Origin of the sequence: Streptomyces sp. NPDC102360 (genome assembly GCF_044766085.1) — a bacterium.
In the GTDB taxonomy this organism is placed as follows: domain Bacteria; phylum Actinomycetota; class Actinomycetes; order Streptomycetales; family Streptomycetaceae; genus Streptomyces.
In genome coordinates, this window is record NZ_JBIWLG010000003.1 from 80,175 (window position 1) to 97,443 (window position 17,269).

15 protein-coding genes are annotated in these 17,269 nt (G+C 72.3%); 13 read left to right on the forward strand and 2 right to left on the reverse strand.

The features are described 5' to 3' along the window. Window positions 1-25: 25 nt before the first annotated feature. The gene (locus tag ACIRHA_RS14640) at window positions 26-1,495 is read left to right on the forward strand and encodes a PLP-dependent aminotransferase family protein (RefSeq protein ID WP_403844684.1); all 1,470 of its coding nucleotides are present in this window, start codon (window positions 26-28) and stop codon (window positions 1,493-1,495) included. A 31-nt stretch (window positions 1,496-1,526) separates the two neighbouring features. Here the strand turns inward: ACIRHA_RS14640 and ACIRHA_RS14645 are convergent, their stop codons facing one another. Next, entirely contained in the window at window positions 1,527-2,297 is a 771-nt protein-coding gene (locus tag ACIRHA_RS14645; RefSeq protein WP_403844686.1) for an IclR family transcriptional regulator, read from the reverse strand. Window positions 2,298-2,530: 233 nt separating this feature from the next. On the opposite strand from ACIRHA_RS14645, the gene xsc reads away from it, so the two are divergent. The 6 genes from xsc (at window position 2,531) to ACIRHA_RS14675 (ending at window position 8,751) form a co-directional block, all read left to right on the forward strand. Continuing rightward, entirely contained in the window at window positions 2,531-4,369 is a 1,839-nt protein-coding gene (gene xsc / locus ACIRHA_RS14650) for a sulfoacetaldehyde acetyltransferase (protein ID WP_403844688.1), read from the forward strand. A gap of 89 nt (window positions 4,370-4,458) precedes the next feature. Next, complete coding sequence (locus ACIRHA_RS14655) at window positions 4,459-6,138, forward strand: amidohydrolase (RefSeq protein WP_403844690.1); 1,680 nt, start codon at window positions 4,459-4,461, stop codon at window positions 6,136-6,138. Further along, the gene (locus ACIRHA_RS14660; RefSeq protein WP_403844693.1) at window positions 6,135-6,401 is read left to right on the forward strand and encodes a DUF3311 domain-containing protein; all 267 of its coding nucleotides are present in this window, start codon (window positions 6,135-6,137) and stop codon (window positions 6,399-6,401) included. The genes ACIRHA_RS14655 and ACIRHA_RS14660 overlap by 4 nt, the downstream gene beginning before the upstream one ends. Further along, window positions 6,398-7,867 carry a sodium:solute symporter gene (locus tag ACIRHA_RS14665; RefSeq protein ID WP_403844695.1) on the forward strand — a complete coding sequence of 490 codons (1,470 nt, stop codon included), beginning with the start codon at window positions 6,398-6,400 and terminating at the stop codon, window positions 7,865-7,867. The genes ACIRHA_RS14660 and ACIRHA_RS14665 overlap by 4 nt, the downstream gene beginning before the upstream one ends. Window positions 7,868-7,967: 100 nt before the next feature. Next, window positions 7,968-8,396, forward strand: coding sequence for a VOC family protein (locus tag ACIRHA_RS14670; protein WP_403844698.1), 429 nt, complete (start codon window positions 7,968-7,970; stop codon window positions 8,394-8,396). 70 nt (window positions 8,397-8,466) lie between these two features. Further along, window positions 8,467-8,751 (forward strand): cupin domain-containing protein, encoded by a 285-nt coding sequence (locus ACIRHA_RS14675; RefSeq protein ID WP_403844701.1) that lies wholly within the window; start codon window positions 8,467-8,469, stop codon window positions 8,749-8,751. A 22-nt stretch (window positions 8,752-8,773) separates the two neighbouring features. Here the strand turns inward: ACIRHA_RS14675 and ACIRHA_RS14680 are convergent, their stop codons facing one another. Continuing rightward, window positions 8,774-9,583 carry an SAM-dependent methyltransferase gene (locus ACIRHA_RS14680; protein ID WP_403844704.1) on the reverse strand — a complete coding sequence of 270 codons (810 nt, stop codon included), beginning with the start codon at window positions 9,581-9,583 and terminating at the stop codon, window positions 8,774-8,776. Window positions 9,584-9,687: 104 nt separating this feature from the next. Between ACIRHA_RS14680 and ACIRHA_RS14685 the strand changes: the two genes are divergently transcribed. From ACIRHA_RS14685 to ACIRHA_RS14710, 6 genes are all read left to right on the forward strand, one after another. Then, window positions 9,688-10,218, forward strand: coding sequence for a TIGR03086 family metal-binding protein (locus ACIRHA_RS14685; protein ID WP_403844706.1), 531 nt, complete (start codon window positions 9,688-9,690; stop codon window positions 10,216-10,218). A gap of 114 nt (window positions 10,219-10,332) precedes the next feature. Beyond that, entirely contained in the window at window positions 10,333-11,748 is a 1,416-nt protein-coding gene (locus tag ACIRHA_RS14690) for a purine-cytosine permease family protein (RefSeq protein WP_403844707.1), read from the forward strand. 12 nt (window positions 11,749-11,760) lie between these two features. Next, window positions 11,761-13,314 carry a hydantoinase/oxoprolinase N-terminal domain-containing protein gene (locus ACIRHA_RS14695; RefSeq protein ID WP_403844709.1) on the forward strand — a complete coding sequence of 518 codons (1,554 nt, stop codon included), beginning with the start codon at window positions 11,761-11,763 and terminating at the stop codon, window positions 13,312-13,314. Window positions 13,315-13,350: 36 nt separating this feature from the next. Beyond that, on the forward strand, window positions 13,351-14,454 hold the full coding sequence (locus ACIRHA_RS14700; RefSeq protein ID WP_403844711.1) for a DUF917 domain-containing protein: 1,104 nt from the start codon (window positions 13,351-13,353) through the stop codon (window positions 14,452-14,454). 147 nt (window positions 14,455-14,601) lie between these two features. Further along, the gene (locus tag ACIRHA_RS14705; RefSeq protein ID WP_403844713.1) at window positions 14,602-15,669 is read left to right on the forward strand and encodes a DUF917 domain-containing protein; all 1,068 of its coding nucleotides are present in this window, start codon (window positions 14,602-14,604) and stop codon (window positions 15,667-15,669) included. Beyond that, window positions 15,666-17,228 (forward strand): PucR family transcriptional regulator, encoded by a 1,563-nt coding sequence (locus tag ACIRHA_RS14710; RefSeq protein ID WP_403844715.1) that lies wholly within the window; start codon window positions 15,666-15,668, stop codon window positions 17,226-17,228. Before ACIRHA_RS14705 ends, ACIRHA_RS14710 begins: the two co-directional genes overlap by 4 nt. The last annotated feature ends 41 nt before the right edge of the window (window positions 17,229-17,269 follow it).

Here is a 17,269-nt window from a genome sequence, read left to right on the forward strand (position 1 = left end):
GCCGACGGCGAGACGGAGGCGGTACATGCCACGTACGTTGATCGAGATCGAGCGGGGCCGCGGGGAGCCGCTGTACCGGCAGGTGCGGCAGGCCATCGAGCACGGCATCGCGACGGGGCGGCTCGACGCGGGCGGCCGGCTGCCGTCCTCGCGGCTCCTCGCCCAGGAGTTGGGGGTGTCACGGAACACGGTCACCGCCGCGTACGAGGAACTGGTGGCCGAAGGCTTCGTGGAGAGCCGGGCCCGGTCCGGGCTGTTCGTCAATCCGCGGATGCCGCTCCGTCCGGAGCCGGATGCCGCGCCCCCGCGGGAGCACGCCTTCGACTGGTCGGGGCGGCTGCGCGGGCGCGAAGGCGACCGGCTTCCGCACATCGAGAAGCACCACGACTGGGCGCGCTACCCGTATCCGTTTCCCGCGGGCCAGGTCGACACGCGGGCCTTCCCGGCCCGCGCCTGGGCACGCGCCCTGAACCGGGCGCTCGACCGGCCGCACGCCGCGTGGTCGTTGCAGGACTGCGTGGCGGACGACGATCCCTTGCTGGTCGAGATGGTCCGTTCGCATCTTCTGCCCGCACGCGGTGTGGCGGCGGAGGCGGACGAGGTGCTGGTCACGGTCGGTTCGCAGCAGGGCCTCGATCTCCTCGGCCGGGCGCTGCTGGGGCCCGGCACGGTGGCGGCGGTGGAGGACCCCGGGTATCTGGACGCGCGGCACATCTTCCTGCGGGCGGGCGCCGAGCTGCGGCCGCTGCCGGTCGACGGGGACGGGCTGCGGCCGCCCGCCTCGCTGGCGGGCGCCACCTTGCTGCATGTGACGCCGAGTCACCACCACCCGACCAATGTGACGTTGGGCCCGGAGCGGCGGCGCACGCTGCTCGCTGCGGCGCGGGAGGCGGGCACGGTAGTCGTGGAGGACGACTACGACAGCGAGTTCCGCTACGAGGGCAGCCCGACTCCCGCCCTCAAGTCGCAGGACACGACGGGGCAGGTGGTGTACCTGGGCACGTTCTCCAAGTTCCTCGCGCCGGGGCTCCGGCTCGGCTACCTGGTCGGGTCGGCCGAACTCGTCGCACATCTGCGGGACTTGCGCCGGTACTCCGTACGGCACCCTCCCGGCCATCTGCAACGGGCGCTGGGCCTGTTGATCGAGTCGGGCGACTACCAGTGGGCCGTACGCCGCAGCCGGGCACGCCTCGGCGCGAAGTGGCGACTCATGCGGGACGCGGTGAACGACGCGCTGCCGTGGCCTAGTTCACCGGCTCCGGGCGGGGTCAGCCTGTGGATGTCGGGGCCGGAGGGGCTCGACTGCCGGGAGTTGGTGCGGCGTGCGCGCGAGCGGGGTGTGCTGATCGAGCGTGGTGACATCCTCTTCCTGGGTGGTCCCGACCCTGACACGCTGCGGCACTTCAGGGTCGGTTTCGCGGCGCCACGGGCCGATGTGATCGAGCCCGGAATCGCGATCCTCGGCGACGTCGTACGCGAGCTGCTGCCGCGGTGACACTCGGTCCGGCACAACCGGCCCGCGACGCTCAGTCCGCCTCGACCCGCGCGATCCGCTCGGCCGCCCGCCGCAGCACCGGCACCAGCTCCACGGCCCGCTCCACACTGACCCGTACGACGGGCGCCTGGAGTGCCACGCACTGGCGCACCCGCGACGCCACCGGGTCCGCACCCGGACCGCGGGGCACGGGCACGGCGGCACAGACCAGGCCGGGCAGGAACTCCTCGTCGTCCAGGGCGAATCCGTCCCTGCGCACCTGGTCGAGCTCGGCCTCCAGGGCTTCGGGGTCGGTGCGGGTGCGCGCGGTGAACGCCTTCAGCGGGGCCGCGGTGAGGATCTTGCGGCGCTGGGCGGCGGGCAGGAACGCGAGGATCAGCTTTCCGCTGGCGCTGCAGTGCACCGGGACGCGGGAGCCGGGCCGCAGGGCGAACCGCAGCGGCTCCGGGGTCTCGACACGGTCGAGGTAGACGACCTCCGGTCCTGCCGGCGCGGTCAGATTGCAGGTCTCGCCGATCTCGTCGACGAGGTGGCGCAGCACCGCGTGCCGGGCCGCGTGGTGGGTGCCGTGGCTGAGCAGGTCCTCGGCGAACGTGCGGAGCCGCCCGCCCGCGCCGTAGCGGCGGCCGTCGCCCTGGCGGTCGAGGAGGCCCGCGCCCTCCAGCTGCTGCAGCATCCGGTGCACGGTCGGCTTGGGCAGGCCGGTCTCGGCGACCAGCTCGGTCAGCGTGACCAGGCGGTCGGTGCGGGCGATGTGTTCCAGCAGGGCGAACAGGCGCAGGGCCGGGGTCGCGTCCTCCATGTGCACCATCCTCAACTCCCCTTTGGGGAGGGCAGGTTGCCGGGCCACTGAACGTAGCAGCACGTCCCGGATTTCGGTACGCACGGTTGACGGTGCCGAGACGCCCGCTCTACGGTCCTCGACGTGTCCCGCTTTCGGGAACACCACGTACCGGATCCCGGAATCTGCTCTCCCCCACCGAACTTGCGCCACCCCGCACCAGCACCGACAGCACGTCGAAGGGTGGAAATTCCATGACCGAGTCCACGGCAAGCAACACGTCCCAGCCCCAGTTCACGACCGAGGACGGCCGTCAGGTGGCCGCCGGCGTGCAGCGGATGACCCCTTCCGAGTCGTTCGTCGAGACCTTGGTCTCGCACGGCGTCACGGACATCTTCGGCATCATGGGTTCGGCCTTCATGGACGCGATGGACATCTTCGCGCCGGCCGGCATCCAGCTGATCCCGGTCGTGCACGAGCAGGGCGCGGGCCACATGGCGGACGGCTACTCCAGGGCAAGCGGCCGGCACGGCGTGGTGATCGGCCAGAACGGGCCGGGGATCTCCAACTGCGTCACGGCGATCGCGGCGGCGTACTGGGCGCACTCCCCCGTCGTCGTGGTCACGCCCGAGGCGGGCACGATGGGCATGGGGCTCGGTGGCTTCCAGGAGACCAACCAGCTCCCGATGTTCGAGGAGTTCACCAAGTACCAGGCGCACGTGAACAATCCGCGCCGGATGGCGGAGCTGACAGGCCGCGCCTTCGACCGGGCGATGAGCGAGATGGGTCCGACACAGCTCAACATCCCGCGCGACCACTTCTACGGGGACATCGAGGCCGAGATTCCGCGCCCGTCACGCCTCGACCGGGGGCCGGGCGGCGAGCGCAGCCTGGAGGAGGCGGCGCGGCTGCTCGCCGAGGCCGAGTTCCCGGTGATCATCTCCGGTGGCGGTGTGGTCATGGGAGACGCGGTCGAGCAGTGCAAGGCGCTGGCCGAGCGGCTCGGCGCGCCGGTCGTCAACTCGTACCAGCACAACGACTCGTTCCCGGCGAGCCACCCGCTGTGGTGCGGGCCGCTCGGCTACCAGGGCTCCAAGGCGGGCATGAAGCTGCTCGCGCAAGCCGATGTGGTGGTCGCGCTCGGCACCCGGCTCGGCCCGTTCGGCACGCTGCCGCAGTACGGGATGGAGTACTGGCCGAAGGACGCCAAGATCATCCAGATCGACGCGGACCACCGCATGCTGGGTCTCGTCAAGAAGATCGAGGTCGGGATCTGCGGGGACGCGGGAGCCGCGGCGCAGTCCCTGGTGCAGCGGCTCGACGGCCGTGACCTCGTCTGCGAGCAGACCCGCGCCCGGCGTTCGGCGACCGTCCAGGCGGAGAAGGACGCCTGGGAGAAGGAGCTGGACGGCTGGATCCACGAGACGGACCCGTACAGCATCGACATGATCGCCGAACAGGACGGCGAGGACGGCTCCTGGCTGCACCCCCGTCAGGTGCTGCGCGAACTGGAGAAGGCACTGCCGGAGCGCGTGATGGTCTCCACCGACATCGGCAACATCAACTCGATCGCCCACAGCTATCTCCGCTTCGAGGAACCACGGTCCTTTTTCGCCCCGATGTCCTTCGGCAACTGCGGCTACGCGCTGCCGACGATCATCGGCGCCAAGCTGGCCGCACCCGAACGCCCCGCGGTCGCCTACGCGGGCGACGGCGCGTGGGGCATGAGCATGGGCGAGATCATGACGGCGGTGCGGCACGACATCCCGGTCACCGCCGTCGTCTTCCACAACCGCCAATGGGGCGCCGAGAAGAAGAACCAGGTCGATTTCTACGACCGCCGGTTCGTCGCGGGCGAGTTGGAGAGCGAGTCCTTCGCCGGGATCGCCCAGGCGATGGGCGCCGACGGCGTGATCGTGGACCGGCTCGAGGACGTCGGCCCGGCGCTGAGCAAGGCGGTCGAGGCGCAGATGAACGAGGGACGCACCACCGTCATCGAGGTCATGACCACCCGTGAGCTGGGCGATCCGTTCCGCCGCGACGCCCTGTCGAAGCCGGTCAGGCACCTCGACAAGTACCGGGACTACGTCTGATCGCTGTAGTCATACCCGCACGTCCGGGGCGCCCGCGAGAGGTGCGGGCGCCCCGCCCTCCGCCCCCTCTCCCCTGGTGGTGATCATCCGTGCCGAGCTCGCTCCCCCGCCCCGCCGATCCCCTGCACGCAGCCGACACGATCCTGTACGGCGGCACCGTGCGCACCCTGGACCGCGCCGGGCACACCGGTACGGCCCTCGCGGCCCGCGACGGCAAGGTGCTCGCCGTCGGCTCGGACGCCGACGTCCTGTCCCTCGCGGGGCCCGCGACCACGCTGCGCGATCTGCGCGGGCAGTGCGCCGTGCCGGGGTTCATCGAGACCCACAACCACCCCACGTTCTTCGGTCTGACCCTCGCCGCGGAGGTCGACGCGGGCAGCCCGCCGAACGACCGGATCGCCGACATCGTGGCCCGCGTGGAGCAGGCCGCCGGGCACACCGAGCGCGGCGAGTGGATCCGCGGCTACCGCTACGACGACACGCTCCTCGCCGACGACCGGCACCCCACCCGCACCGACCTGGACCCGGTATCCCCGCACCATCCGGTGTGTCTGCAGCACATCTCGGGCCACTTCTGTGTGCTCAACTCGGCGGCCCTCGGGCGCCTGGGCATCGACCGGGACACTCCCGACCCGGTCGGTGGCGCCATCGTCCGCGACGCGAAGGGCGAGCCGACCGGCGTCCTCGCGGAGACCGCCGCGTTCGCCGCGTACGCGGGCATGCCGCACCCGGGCGTGGACGACCTGGCCGACGCGATCGGCCGGGCCGGTGACGCGTACCTGGAGGCCGGTGTCACCACCGTGCACGACACCGGGCTCGGCCTGATGGGCGGGCCCGGTGAACTGGACACCTACCGCAGGGCCCGGCTCACCGGCCGGTTCCGCAACCGCGTCCAGGCGTATCTCGTACAGGACCTGTTCCCGGAGCTGGCAGAGGGCCGACTCAGCCCGGTGGAGTCGGCCGTCGCCGGGCTCGGCGACGACGAGTTCCGGGTGGCCGGCGTCAAGATGTGGGCGGACGGCTCGATCCAGGGCCTGACCGGGTGTGTGTCGGACGGCTACGCGTGCGCCCCGGACAAGCACGGGCTGCTGATCTTCCCGCCGGACGATCTGTCCCGGCGGATCGCGACGCTGCACGAGGCGGGCTGGCAGGTCGCCGTGCACGGCAACGGCGACGGTGCCATCCAGGCCATTCTCGACGCGTACCAGAAGCTCGGCCTCGACCCGGAGTCCGCGGACCGGCGCCACCGCATCGAGCACTGCCAGATGGCCGGTGAGCAGCAGCTCGCGGACATGGCGCGGGCGGGCGTGCACGCCTCGTTCTTCGTCAAGCACGTCTACTACTGGGGCGACCGGCACCGCGACCGCTTCCTCGGCCCCGAACGGGCGGCCCGCATCGACCCGTTGGCCTCGGCCCGCCGCCACGGTGTCACGTTCGGCCTGCACTCGGACACACCCGTGGTGCCGGTGCCGCCGCTGGAGGGCATGTGGTGCGCGGTCGACCGGATGACCCGCGACGGCCACCAACTGGGGCCCGAGCAGCGGGTCGACGCGGAGACCGCGCTGCGCGCCTACACCAGCGAGGCCGCGAAGCTGGCCTTCGAGGAGGACCGCAAGGGAACCCTGGAGCCGGGCAAGCTGGCCGATGTCACGGTGCTGTCCGAGGACCCGACGGCCGGTGGCGAGCGCAGCCTGCGCGATCTGACGGTCGAGGCGACGGTCATCGGCGGCGACGTCGCCTGGGAGCGAACCCCCGGAGGCACGCGATGAGTTCACCACCGACCGAACCCACCCGCCGGCTGCCGCGCAGCCTGTGGCTCGGCCTCGGCGTCCCCGCGTTCGCGCTCCTCGTGGTCATGCCACTGCTGGCGAACACGGATGTGTACGTGGCGGGCATCCCGCTGCTGTTCCTGTGGGTGTTCGCCTGCTTCCCGCTGACGACGCTGTGTCTGAAGCTGGCGTGGCGGATGGACCGGAAGCACTACCCCGAGGACACACCCAACGCCTCGGAATCGGAAGAGGTGTCCCGGTGATCGCCACCGTCTTCTTCGTCATCATGGTGCTCTCGGTCCTCGTGGCGTTCAGCGCCCGGCGCGGCATCCGCAAGGTGTCCATCAGCGAGTACCTGGTCGGCGGCCGCTCGTTCCCACCGTGGCTGCTGTACTTCCTCGCGGTCGGCGAGGTCTACAGCATCGGCACGATGATCGGCTTCCCGGCCGGGATCTACGCCAAGGGCGCGAGCTACGGCGTCTGGTTCCTCGGCTACATCCTGCTGGCCTATCCGCTCGGCTACTACGTGGCGCCGCTGATCTGGCGGGCCGGTGTCCGCTACGACGCGATGACCATCCCCGACGTGTTCGGCCGCCACTTCCGCAGCCGCGGCCTCGAACTCATCACGGCGCTCGCCCTGTTGGTGGCGCTGGTTCCGTGGGGCCAGTACCAGTTCATCGGCATGCAGGTGGTGCTTACGGCGCTCGGGCTGCCGATCACGCCGGTGCAGGCGGTGATCCTCGCGGGCGTGATGGCGTTCCTGTACGTCGCCGTGTCCGGGGTGCGGTCACCGGCGTTCGTGTCCATCCTCAAGGACGGGCTCATGGTGCTGGGTGTGGTGGCCGCCGGTGTCGCCGCGCTCGTCGCGGGTGGTGGCCTCGAGGCGGTCACCGGTCCGGCGGCCGTGCCGCGCGCGCAGGTCACCATGTCGGGCAGCCCGATGGTGTTCGCGCTGACCACCATCGTCTTCCAGGCGGTCACCTTCTATCTGGGCTTCTCCGCGGGCTACATCTTCACCGCGCGCTCCGAGCGGGCCATCAAGTCGTCGACGGTGTGGATGCCGTCGTACATGCTGATGTACCCGTTCCTGGTGGCCACGGCCTACTTTGCGTACACGGCGGGCAAGCATGTCGCCGATCCCAACACGGTGTTCATGGAGGTCGTCCGTGACGTGCTGCCCGACTGGCTGGTGGGTGTGGTCGCGGGCGGCGCGGGCCTGTCCGGGGTGCTGGTGCTCGCGGTGACGGCACTGTCGATCGGCGGCATCGTCTCCCGCAACCTCGCACCGAATCTGCGCCCGGAGGCCCAGCGCCGGTGGACGACGCTGGCCGTCGCGGTGTTCCTGGTGGCGGCCGCCGTCCTGACACTGACGGCGTCGTCGCTGATGCTGACCGTGCTCAACCTGACGTACTACCTGCTCGGCCAGCTCATCCCCGGCTGGTTCGCCCTGCTGTTCTTCCGCCGGGTGCGGGCGTGGGCGGTGGCGACCGGCATGATCGCGGGGGTCGCCGCGTCCCTGGTGCTTTACGTGGTGGAGCCCGACCTCGGCGGGATCAACGCAGGCCTGCTCACGGTGGTGTTGAACGCGGCGCTCGCCTTCGGCCTCAGCGCCCTGGCCCGGTCCCGCCCGTGTGTCACGGAGCCGCCACTGGTGTCGGTGCCCGCGCCCCGGCCGGGAGCGGCGGACACCCGGGACGGTCAGGACGAGGAGCCGGCCGCGATGCGCTGAGTCAACCGCTCCACCCGCGCACCGCTCCCACGCATACCGGCTCGCCCACCGGGACAGGGATCTGACGGCCCCGACTCACCCACCGCACAAGGAGTTCCCGATGCCGCTGGCACCCTTCCATCTCGCCATCCCGGTCGACGACCTCGCGGCCGCCCGCGACTTCTACGGCAAGGTGCTCGGCGTCGCCGAGGGACGCTCGGACACCCGGTGGATCGACTGGAACTTCGGGGGCCACCAAGTGGTCACCCACCAGGTCGGCGACGGGACACCCCGCGAGCGGCGCGCGGGCACCAACCCGGTCGACGGGCACGAGGTGCCGGTGCCGCACTTCGGCCTGGTGCTGCCGGTGCCGGAGTTCCAGCGCCTCGCCGAGCGTCTCACGGCCGCCGGTACGGACTTCGTGATCGAGCCCTATGTGCGCTTCCAGGGCGAACCGGGCGAGCAGTGGACGATGTTCTTCCTCGACCCGGCGGGCAACGCGCTGGAGTTCAAGGCCTTCGCCGACCTCGAGCAGCTCTTCGCTGTCTGATCCGGTTAGCCTGCCACCTGCGGCGATCCCCCGCCGCTACTGTTCCACCCCGACGAAAGCGATGTCGACCATGACCACCACCGCCCGCGCCACCGTGCAGCACGAGGACGAGCGCACGCGGGTCACCCGCTGGGACTTCGAGCCGGGGCAGAGCACCGGCCGCCACGTGCACGAGTACGACTATGTCGTGGTCCCGGTGACGGACGGCCGGACCGATGTCATCGCTCCGGACGGCACGGTCACGCGCAACGAGCTGCACTCGGGGCGCTCCTACGCGCGTTCGGCGGGCAGTGAGCACGAGGTGGTCAACGCGGGCCCGGCTCCGCTGGCCTTCGTGGAGGTGGAGCGCAAGTAAGGCCCCACCTCCAGGGGCGCCTTCACGCCTTGCGCGCCACCCCGCACACCGCCGCCTCGACCGCCGACGCCTCGGGCCGCGGGGCGTCGGTGTCCGGGCGCCAGGCCGACGTGTTGACGACTCCCGGTTCGACGAGGTCGAGCCCGTCGAAGAACGCGGCGATCCGCTCCGGTGCCCGCAGGTGGTAGGTGTGCACCGACTGCTGGTTGTAGCCGTCGACCGCCCTGTTGAGCGCGTCGTTGGTGTTCGTGCCGTCCGTCAGGGCCAAGTAGCTGCCGGGCGGCAGCGCGTCGAGCAGCGTGGACACCACCTCGGCGGGGTGATCGTCGTCGGACAGCTGCCCCATGATGCTGAGCAGGGTGAGACCGATCGGACGGTCGAAGTCCAGGGTCTCGCGCGCCTGGGCCAGGATCCGCTCCGGGTCCCGCACATCGGCGTCCAGATAGGCGCAGACCCCCTCGGGGGTACTGGTGAGCAGGGCCCGCGCGTGGGTCAGCACCAGCGGGTCGTTGTCGACGTACACGATCCGGCTGTCCGGCGCGATGCGCTGGGCCACCTCGTGCGTGTTGTCGGCCGTGGGCAGGCCGGTGCCGACGTCGAGGAACTGCCGGATTCCGGCCTCGCCCGCCAGGTACCGCACCGCGCGCACGAGGAACTGCCGCTGCAGCCGGGCGACGGTGGCGAACTCGGGGAACGTGGCGAGGATGGCCTCGCCGACCTCACTGTCGACGGGATAGTTGTCCTTGCCGCCCAGCAGGTAGTTCCACACCCGGGCGGAGTGCGGGCGGTCGGTCTGCAGCCTGTCGCGGAGCTCGCCATCCGTGTCATCCATGGCCCCAGCCTCACACACAACACGCCGGGTGCGCCGATGAGTTCGGGCCCTGGGCGCGGTCTGCACCAGTATCACCACGGCATGCCACCCGAGGAGGACTTTCCGTGATCGATCTGAAGCCGGCCTGCGACCGGATGACCGACGTACTGACCAGTGTGAGCGACGAGCAGCTGTCCTTGCCCACGCCCTGTTCCGAGTACTCCGTGCGCGAGCTCATCGCCCACGTCGACGATGCGGCGCGCGCGTTCACCGGCTTCGCCCGCAAGGAGGCGCCCCTGACCGCGGAGCCGGGCGACGGGCGGGAGAGCACGGCGAAGAGCGTGCGGGCGCTCGGCGAGGCCTGGGACGACCCGGAGGCCTGGCGGGGCGAGACGGAGGGGCCGGGGTTCACGCTGCCGAACGACACGTGGGGAAAGGTCGCGCTCACCGAGATGGTGGTGCACGGCTGGGACCTCGCCCGGGCCACCGGGCAGCCCTTCGACCTGCCCGAGGAGACTCTGCGCGCCTGCCTCGACCACGTCTCCGGCTTCGTGACGGCGGCGCCCCTGCCGGAGCTGTGGGGGCCGCCGGTCGAGACACCCTCCGACGCGCCGCTCATGGACCGCATCGTGGGCTGCACGGGGCGCCGCCCCTGACCCTGCTCCCCATGCACTCTGCACAGTCACCTCCGTCCCACCAGGCACTGCGCCCATCCCGCCGCTTCGGCGGCCGCCGTAGCGTGCGGGCAACCGCAGTCGCTTGGAGGTTCGATGGCCGCCGCACGCGCCGTCGGGGTGGACGACCACGCCCTGACCAGAGTGCCCACCACCGCTCGTTACAGCTGGTGGTCCGTAGCCCTCCAGCGTTTCGGGCAGATCTCCGGGCTCAGCCAGTTCGTGCTCGGCGCGACGCTGGGCTTCGGGATGGACTTCTGGACGGCGTTCTGGGCGCTCACGCTCGGCTCGGTGATCGTCGAGGTGCTCTCGATCTTCATCGGGATCATCGGCGTACGAGAAGGGCTTCCGACGTCCGTGCTCGCGCGCTGGACCGGGTTCGGGCGCGTCGGATCCTCGCTGATCGGGCTCGCGATCGCGCTGAGCCTCATCGGCTGGTTCGGCATCCAGTCGGCGATATCCGCGGACGCGCTCGCCGGGCTCGTCGGGGTGTTCCCCGCGCCCGTGTGGTCGGTGCTGTTCGGGCTCGGTGTGACGGCCGTCGTGCTGTGGGGCTTCGGCTCCATGAACTGGGCGGCGTACGTCACCGTGCCCGCGTTCCTGCTGCTCGTGGGCTGGTCGACGGTGCACGAGCTGGTCCGGTACGACATCGGGCACCTCGTCGCCTCCGCGCCGCCCGGCCCGCAGCTCTCCCTCGTCCAGGGCACGACGCTGGTGGCTGGCGGCGCCATCGCGGGCGCCATCATCACGCCGGACATGACCCGCTTCAACCGGTCCACCGCCGACGTCGTCAAGCAGACCGTGGTGGGCATCTCGCTCGGTGAGTACGTGGTCGGGCTCGCCGGAGTGCTCCTCGCGCACGCCACCCGGTCCGCCGACGTGACCGCGATCGCCGTGTCCTCGGTCGGCTGGGTCGGCACCCTCGTCGTCATCATGGGCGCGCTGAAGATCAACGACTGGAACCTCTACAGCTCCGGCCTCGGCGTCGTGAACTTCATCGAGTCGGTCTTCGGCCGCAAGGTCAACCGCGCCACCGTCACCGTCCTCCTCGGCGTCGTCGGCAGCCTGCTCGCGGCGGCCGGCATCCTCGACCGGTTCGCCGACTTCCTGACGCTGCTCGGCGTCGCCTTCCCGCCCATCGCGGGCGTGATGATCGCCGAATACTTCGTGGTCAAGCGGTGGCGCGGCGACCTGGAGGCCTCGCGGGCCTCGGGCACGCTGCCCGCGACCGCGCCGACCTGGGTCCCGGCGACGCTCGTCGTGTGGGTGCTCGCCTTCTGCGTCGGTGAATTCGTCGACTGGGGCCTGCCCAGCATCAACTCGGTCGCCTTCGCGTTCGTCGCCTACGTCGTCCTGGGCCGGCTCGGCCTGATCCGCGGCGTCGGTGTGTCCCGCGACATGGGAGCCGGTGCGCCGGTGTCCGATGAGACCCGGGCCGTCGCGAGCGACGACGGCTCCCCCGCCTCCCAGACCCCTCACGTCTCCGCCGCCTCCAGCGGCGATTCCCGCTAAGGAGAGAGTTCCGTGCGTATCGGAATCGATGTCGGCGGCACCAACACCGACGCCGTCCTGCTCGAAGGACCGCGGGTGCTCGCCACCACCAAGTCCGCGACCAGCCAGGACGTCACGTCGGGCATCGTGTCCGCGCTCAAGGCGCTGCACGCGCAGCACGCCTTCGACGCGGCGGCGGTCGGCGCCGTGATGATCGGCACCACCCACTTCCTCAACGCGCTCGTCGAGGCCCGCGGCCTCGCCCCGACGGCGGCGCTCCGGCTCGGCCTGCCGGCGACGTCGGCGCTGCCCCCGTTCGTGGACTGGCCCGAGCGCCTGACGCGGGCCATTGCCGGGCGGCCGTACCTGGCGCACGGCGGGCACGAGTTCGACGGGCGGAAGATCGCCGACCTGAACGAGGACGAGCTGCGCCGGCACGCCGCCGACATGGCCGCCCACGGCATCAGGTCGGTGGCGATCTCCTCGGTGTTCTCGCCGGTCAGCGACGAGTTCGAGGTGCGCGCGGCGGAGCTCCTCCGTGCCGAGCTTGGCCCGGACGTGGCCCTCTCGCTGTCCCACGAGATCGGTCGCATCGGCCTGCTTGAGCGGGAGAACGCGACGGCCGTGAACGCGGCACTGCGCGAGCTGGCCGCCGGGATCGTCGACGGGCTCGCCGGGGCGGTCGCCGGGTTCGGTATCACCGCGCCGCTGTATCTGAGCCAGAACGACGGCACGTTGATGGACCTGGAGTTCGCGCGCCGCTACCCGGTCGCCACGTTCGCCTCGGGGCCGACGAACTCGATGCGCGGCGCCGCGGTGCTGTCCGGGCTCGACACCTGCGCGGTCGTCGACGTCGGCGGCACGACGAGCGATGTCGGTGTGCTCACGCAGGGCTTTCCGCGTGAGGCGGGGACGGCCGTGGACGTGGCGGGGGTGCGCACCAACTTCCGGATGCCGGATGTGCAGAGCATCGGCATCGGCGGCGGTTCGCTGGTCGTCGAGGAGGGCGGCCGGGTCACGGTCGGCCCCCGCTCGGTCGGCTACCGGCTCACCGACGACGCCCTGGTGTTCGGCGGTTCCACGCTGACCGCCACCGACGTCGCCGTCGCGGCCGGACTCACCGACATCGGTGACCGCTCGGCCGTCGCCCACCTCGACGCACGCCTGGTGAAGGAGGCGCTCGACACGATCGCCGCCGACGTGGCGCGCGCGGTCGAGTCGATGCGGACGTCGCCCGAGCCGCTGCCGGTGGTCGCGGTGGGCGGCGGCTCGGTCCTCCTCCCGGACACCCTGCCGGGCTCCGGCACCGTCCACCGCCCCGACCACTTCGCGGTCGCGAACGCGATCGGTGCGGCCATCGCGCAGGTCGGCGGCGAGGTCGACCGGGTCTACGCGATCGACGCGGGGCGCCGCGAGGCCGTGCTGGACGAGGCGCGGCAGGAGGCGGTCGACCGGGCCGTGGCGGCGGGCGCGAACCCGGCCGGCGTCCGCATCGTCGAGTTCGACGAGGTCCCCGTCCCGTATCTGCCGGGCAACGCCACCCGTATCCGCTGCAAGGCCGTGGGCGACCTGCAACAGGTCGACTGAGCCCCGCCCCCACCCACGTAAGGAGAGCACGAGCACATGAGCTGGACCCTGGGCCTCGAACAGCTGGACGACCTGGCGCGCGGCGCCGCGATCCTCGGCACCGGAGGCGGCGGCGACCCGACCATCGGCCGCCTGCTGGTGCGCGAGGCGATGCGCGAGCACGGCCCCGTGACCGTCCTCGACCCGGACGAGGTCGCCGACGACGCGTTCGTCATCCCGGTCGCGAACATGGGCGCGCCGACCGTGATGGTCGAGAAGCTGCCCGGCGCCGACGAGCCCGTGGCCGCGCTGCGCGCCCTGGAACGGCTCACCGGGCGGACGGCGGACGCGACGATGCCCATCGAGTGCGGCGGCAGCAACTCCCTCATCCCGCTGATCGTCGCGGCCCGCACGGGACTCCCGGTCGTGGACGCGGACGGCATGGGCCGCGCCTTCCCCGAGCTCCAGATGGAGACGTTCCATGTCTACGGGATCCCGGCCTCGCCGCTCGCCATGGCCGGCGAACACGGCGAGACCTGTGTCTTCGACACCGGCACGGACACCAAGCGCCTGGAGGACCTGGCCCGCCGGGTCACCGTCGGGCTCGGCGGCGGCGCCGCGATCGCCGAGTACTCCATGACCGGGGAGCAGCTCAAGCGCACCGCGGTGCCGCGCACGCTCTCCCTCGCGCTGTCCCTCGGCCGTGCGGTCCGTGAGGCGCGCGAGGCGCACCGCGACCCGGTGGAGGCGCTCGGCGAGGCGGTGAGCGGCACGATCTACGGTCACCTGCGGGTGCTGTTCCGCGGCAAGGTGACCGATGTGGAGCGCCGCACGGAGGGCGGCTTCGCGCGGGGCCGTGCCACGTTCGCGGCATTCGAGGGCGACTCGGGCCTCGAACTCCGTTTCCAGAACGAGCACTTGGCGGCGCTCCTCGACGGCGAGCCGATCTGCGTGGTCCCGGACCTGGTGTGCGTCCTGGAGGCGGACACGGGCGAACCCATCACCACGGAGGCGCTCCGCTACGGCCAGCGGGTCACGGTGATCGGCATCGCGGCACCGGCCATCATGCGCACCCCGGAGGCCCTGGCCGTCTTCGGCCCAAGCTGCTTCGGCCTCCCGTACGAGTTCCGTCCGGTGGAGGACCGCCTGCCCATTTCTTGAGGCTCCCCCTGCGGCGGGTGGGCAAATCAAGCCCCTGCGGCGATTGAGCAGCGGGGTCCGGGGCGGAGCCCCGCGGCCGCAACGCCGACGCGGCGACAGTCACAGCCTGCCCGCGCACACCCGTGCACCCGCTGAGACAATCGGCCCGTGCCCCACACGATCACCCGCGGAGACGTCCCCGCCCTGGTCACCGGCGTGAACGTCCTCGGCTGCGGCGGAGGCGGCGACGCCGCGGCATTCGCCTCGATGCTCCGCCGCTCACTGGGCGAAACCGGCACGGCCGGCTGGCACGAGGCCGGCCCCCACGACCCCGTCATCGTCCCGGTCGGCGTCGTGGGCGCGGTGAACGTACTGAGCGAGAAGCTGCCGAACGGCCAGGAGTTCCGGGAGGCGGTCGGCGCGGTCGCCCGCTGGACGGGCGGCCCCGCCCCCGACGCACTCATGGCCGTGGAGGCGGGCGGCCCCAACGCCCTCACCGTGCTGCTGGCCGCACTCGACCTCGGCCTCCCCGTCGTCGACGTCGACCTGATGGGCCGCGCCCTCCCCCGCCTCGACCAGCTCAGCTGGGCGGTGCGCGGCCTCCCGGTCACCCCGTGCGCGCTGGCCGAACCGGGCGGCCAGATCCTGGTGGTGGACCGCACGGACGCGCGCGGCCTGGAACGCACGGTGCGCGGATTCCTCACGGCGGCGGGCGGCTGGGCCGCACTCGCCCTCGCCCCGGTCCGACTGAGCGAGGTGCGCGACGCCTGCGTCCACGGCTCCCTCACCCGGGCCCTGGCCCTGGGCCGCGCGCACAGCGAGCTCCCGCACCGCCCGGACAGGGACGCCGTGGAGGCCGCGCTCGGCTGCAGGGTGCTCGCGGCGGGCCGGATCCGGGAGGTCGCGCGCAGCGAGGGCACGGGCTTCGGGCGGGGCAGTGTCACGGTTACGGATGCCGGGTCCGGCGCGGTCGTCCGCCTGGAGACGGAGAACGAGATCCTGCTCGCCCTGTGCGACGGTGAGGTCGCCACGACGGTCCCCGACGTCATCTGTCTCCTGGACCGCCGCACGGCGCTTCCCGTGGCCATCGACCGGGTCAGGCCCGGCCAGGAGGTCATTGCCGCGACCCTCCCCGGCCCCGAGTTCTGGCGGCTTCCTGACACGGAGCCGTATGTGTCGCCGCGCTCCTTCGGCCTGGACTCGGGTGTCGTCGGATTCGAGGCGGCCGCGACATGACCGGTACCTCCCGAAGTGGTTCCCCCGATGGTGTCTCCCTCTCCGCGATGCTCGCCCACCCCACGTGGCACGATGTCACCCTCCTCGCGGGCCCCGAGGACGCCCGCATCGTCCAACACCCCGTAGCGGCAAAGGACTTGGCGCACCCACTCCCCGAGGAGACCGCCGGCCGGCTCCTCGTGCTGCTCGGCGGAGCGGACCGCGGGGACTGGCGGCTCGACGCGCTGCTGCGCCGTGCGCACGGCGCGGGCGTCGCGGCGCTGCTGGTTCCCGGGGTGACGGCGCTGCGCATGTCGTCGACGCTCCTCGCGGAGCGGCTGCGGCTGCCCGTCCTCGGCTCCCCCGACCCGCTCGCCTCCTACCTCGCCCTGGAGCGGATGACCGCTGAACCGGGGCTGCTGCGCGCCGAGTCGGCGCTGCGCACCGCGCAGGTGTGTGCCCGCGCGGACGAGACCGTGGACGCGCTGCTCGCCGACCTGGGCGCGCTGCTGCACCGCCCGGTCGCCCTGCTCACCGCGGACGCCCGACATCTGGCGGGCGACCCGGCCACCGTGACACTCCCCGAACAGGGCACGGTGGCACGGCAGTTGACCGGGCCGCCGCTCCCCCGCCCGCTCGACCTGCCCGGCGGCGCCCATCTCCTCACCCACCCCGTCGGCACCGAACGCGCCCGCCCCCGCCTCGCCGTGCGGCTGCCCGCCCGGCTTGCCCCCGAGGCCGACGCGGTGGCGGCCGCCCTGGAGGTGGCATCGGGCGCCGTACGGGAACGCCTTGCGCTGCTCCGGCTCGACCTGGAGCGCAGCGCCCGCCACCGCACCTCCCTGCTGGGCGAGTTGCTGCGCCCGGCGGGCGGCGAGATCCCGGACGCGGTGCGCCGGCACGCGGTCGAGTTCGGCTGGCGCCTCGACGGCTGGCACACCGGCATCCGCATCGGCACAGGCCCCGACGTGGACGTGGCGGGGCTGCGCGCCGAGGTCACCGACGCCTTCGCGGCGGAGCGGCTCGGCGCGCAGGTCGTCGAGCAGGGCGACGGCTGGTCCGCGTGGACGAGCGCCGACCAGGAGCCGTCGGCCGGCGACATCGAGCGTCAGGCCGCCGCCGTGCGCCGCGTGCAGCGCCGCCTGCCGGAGGTGCTGCACGCGTACGTGGGGGTGGGGCGCGCCCATCCGGGTCCCGCCGGCATCGCCCGCAGCCTGGGCGAGGCGGCCGACGCGGCGCGGCTTGCGCAGGGCCGGGAGGCGAGCGGCCGCTTCTTCCACGTGGACCGCCTCGGCCTCGCCCAGCTCCTCCTCGCCTGGACCCGCACGGACACCTTCCAGCCGGCCGCCCGCTCCCTGCTGGATCCGTTGTCCGGCGAGCCCGGCGACCTGGTGCGCACCCTCACCGCGTACCTCGACGCGGAGTCCTCCACGGCGGAGACCGCCGCAATCCTCGGCGTGCACCGCAACACCGTCGCGGCGCGCATCGCCCGCGTACAGCAGCTCCTGAGCGTGGACCTCGCGGATCCGGACGAGCGCCTGGCCCTGCATCTGGCGTGCCGGACGGCCGTGGACGGATGAAGCCAACGAAGCAGGACGGCCGGGGACGGATGAACTGAACG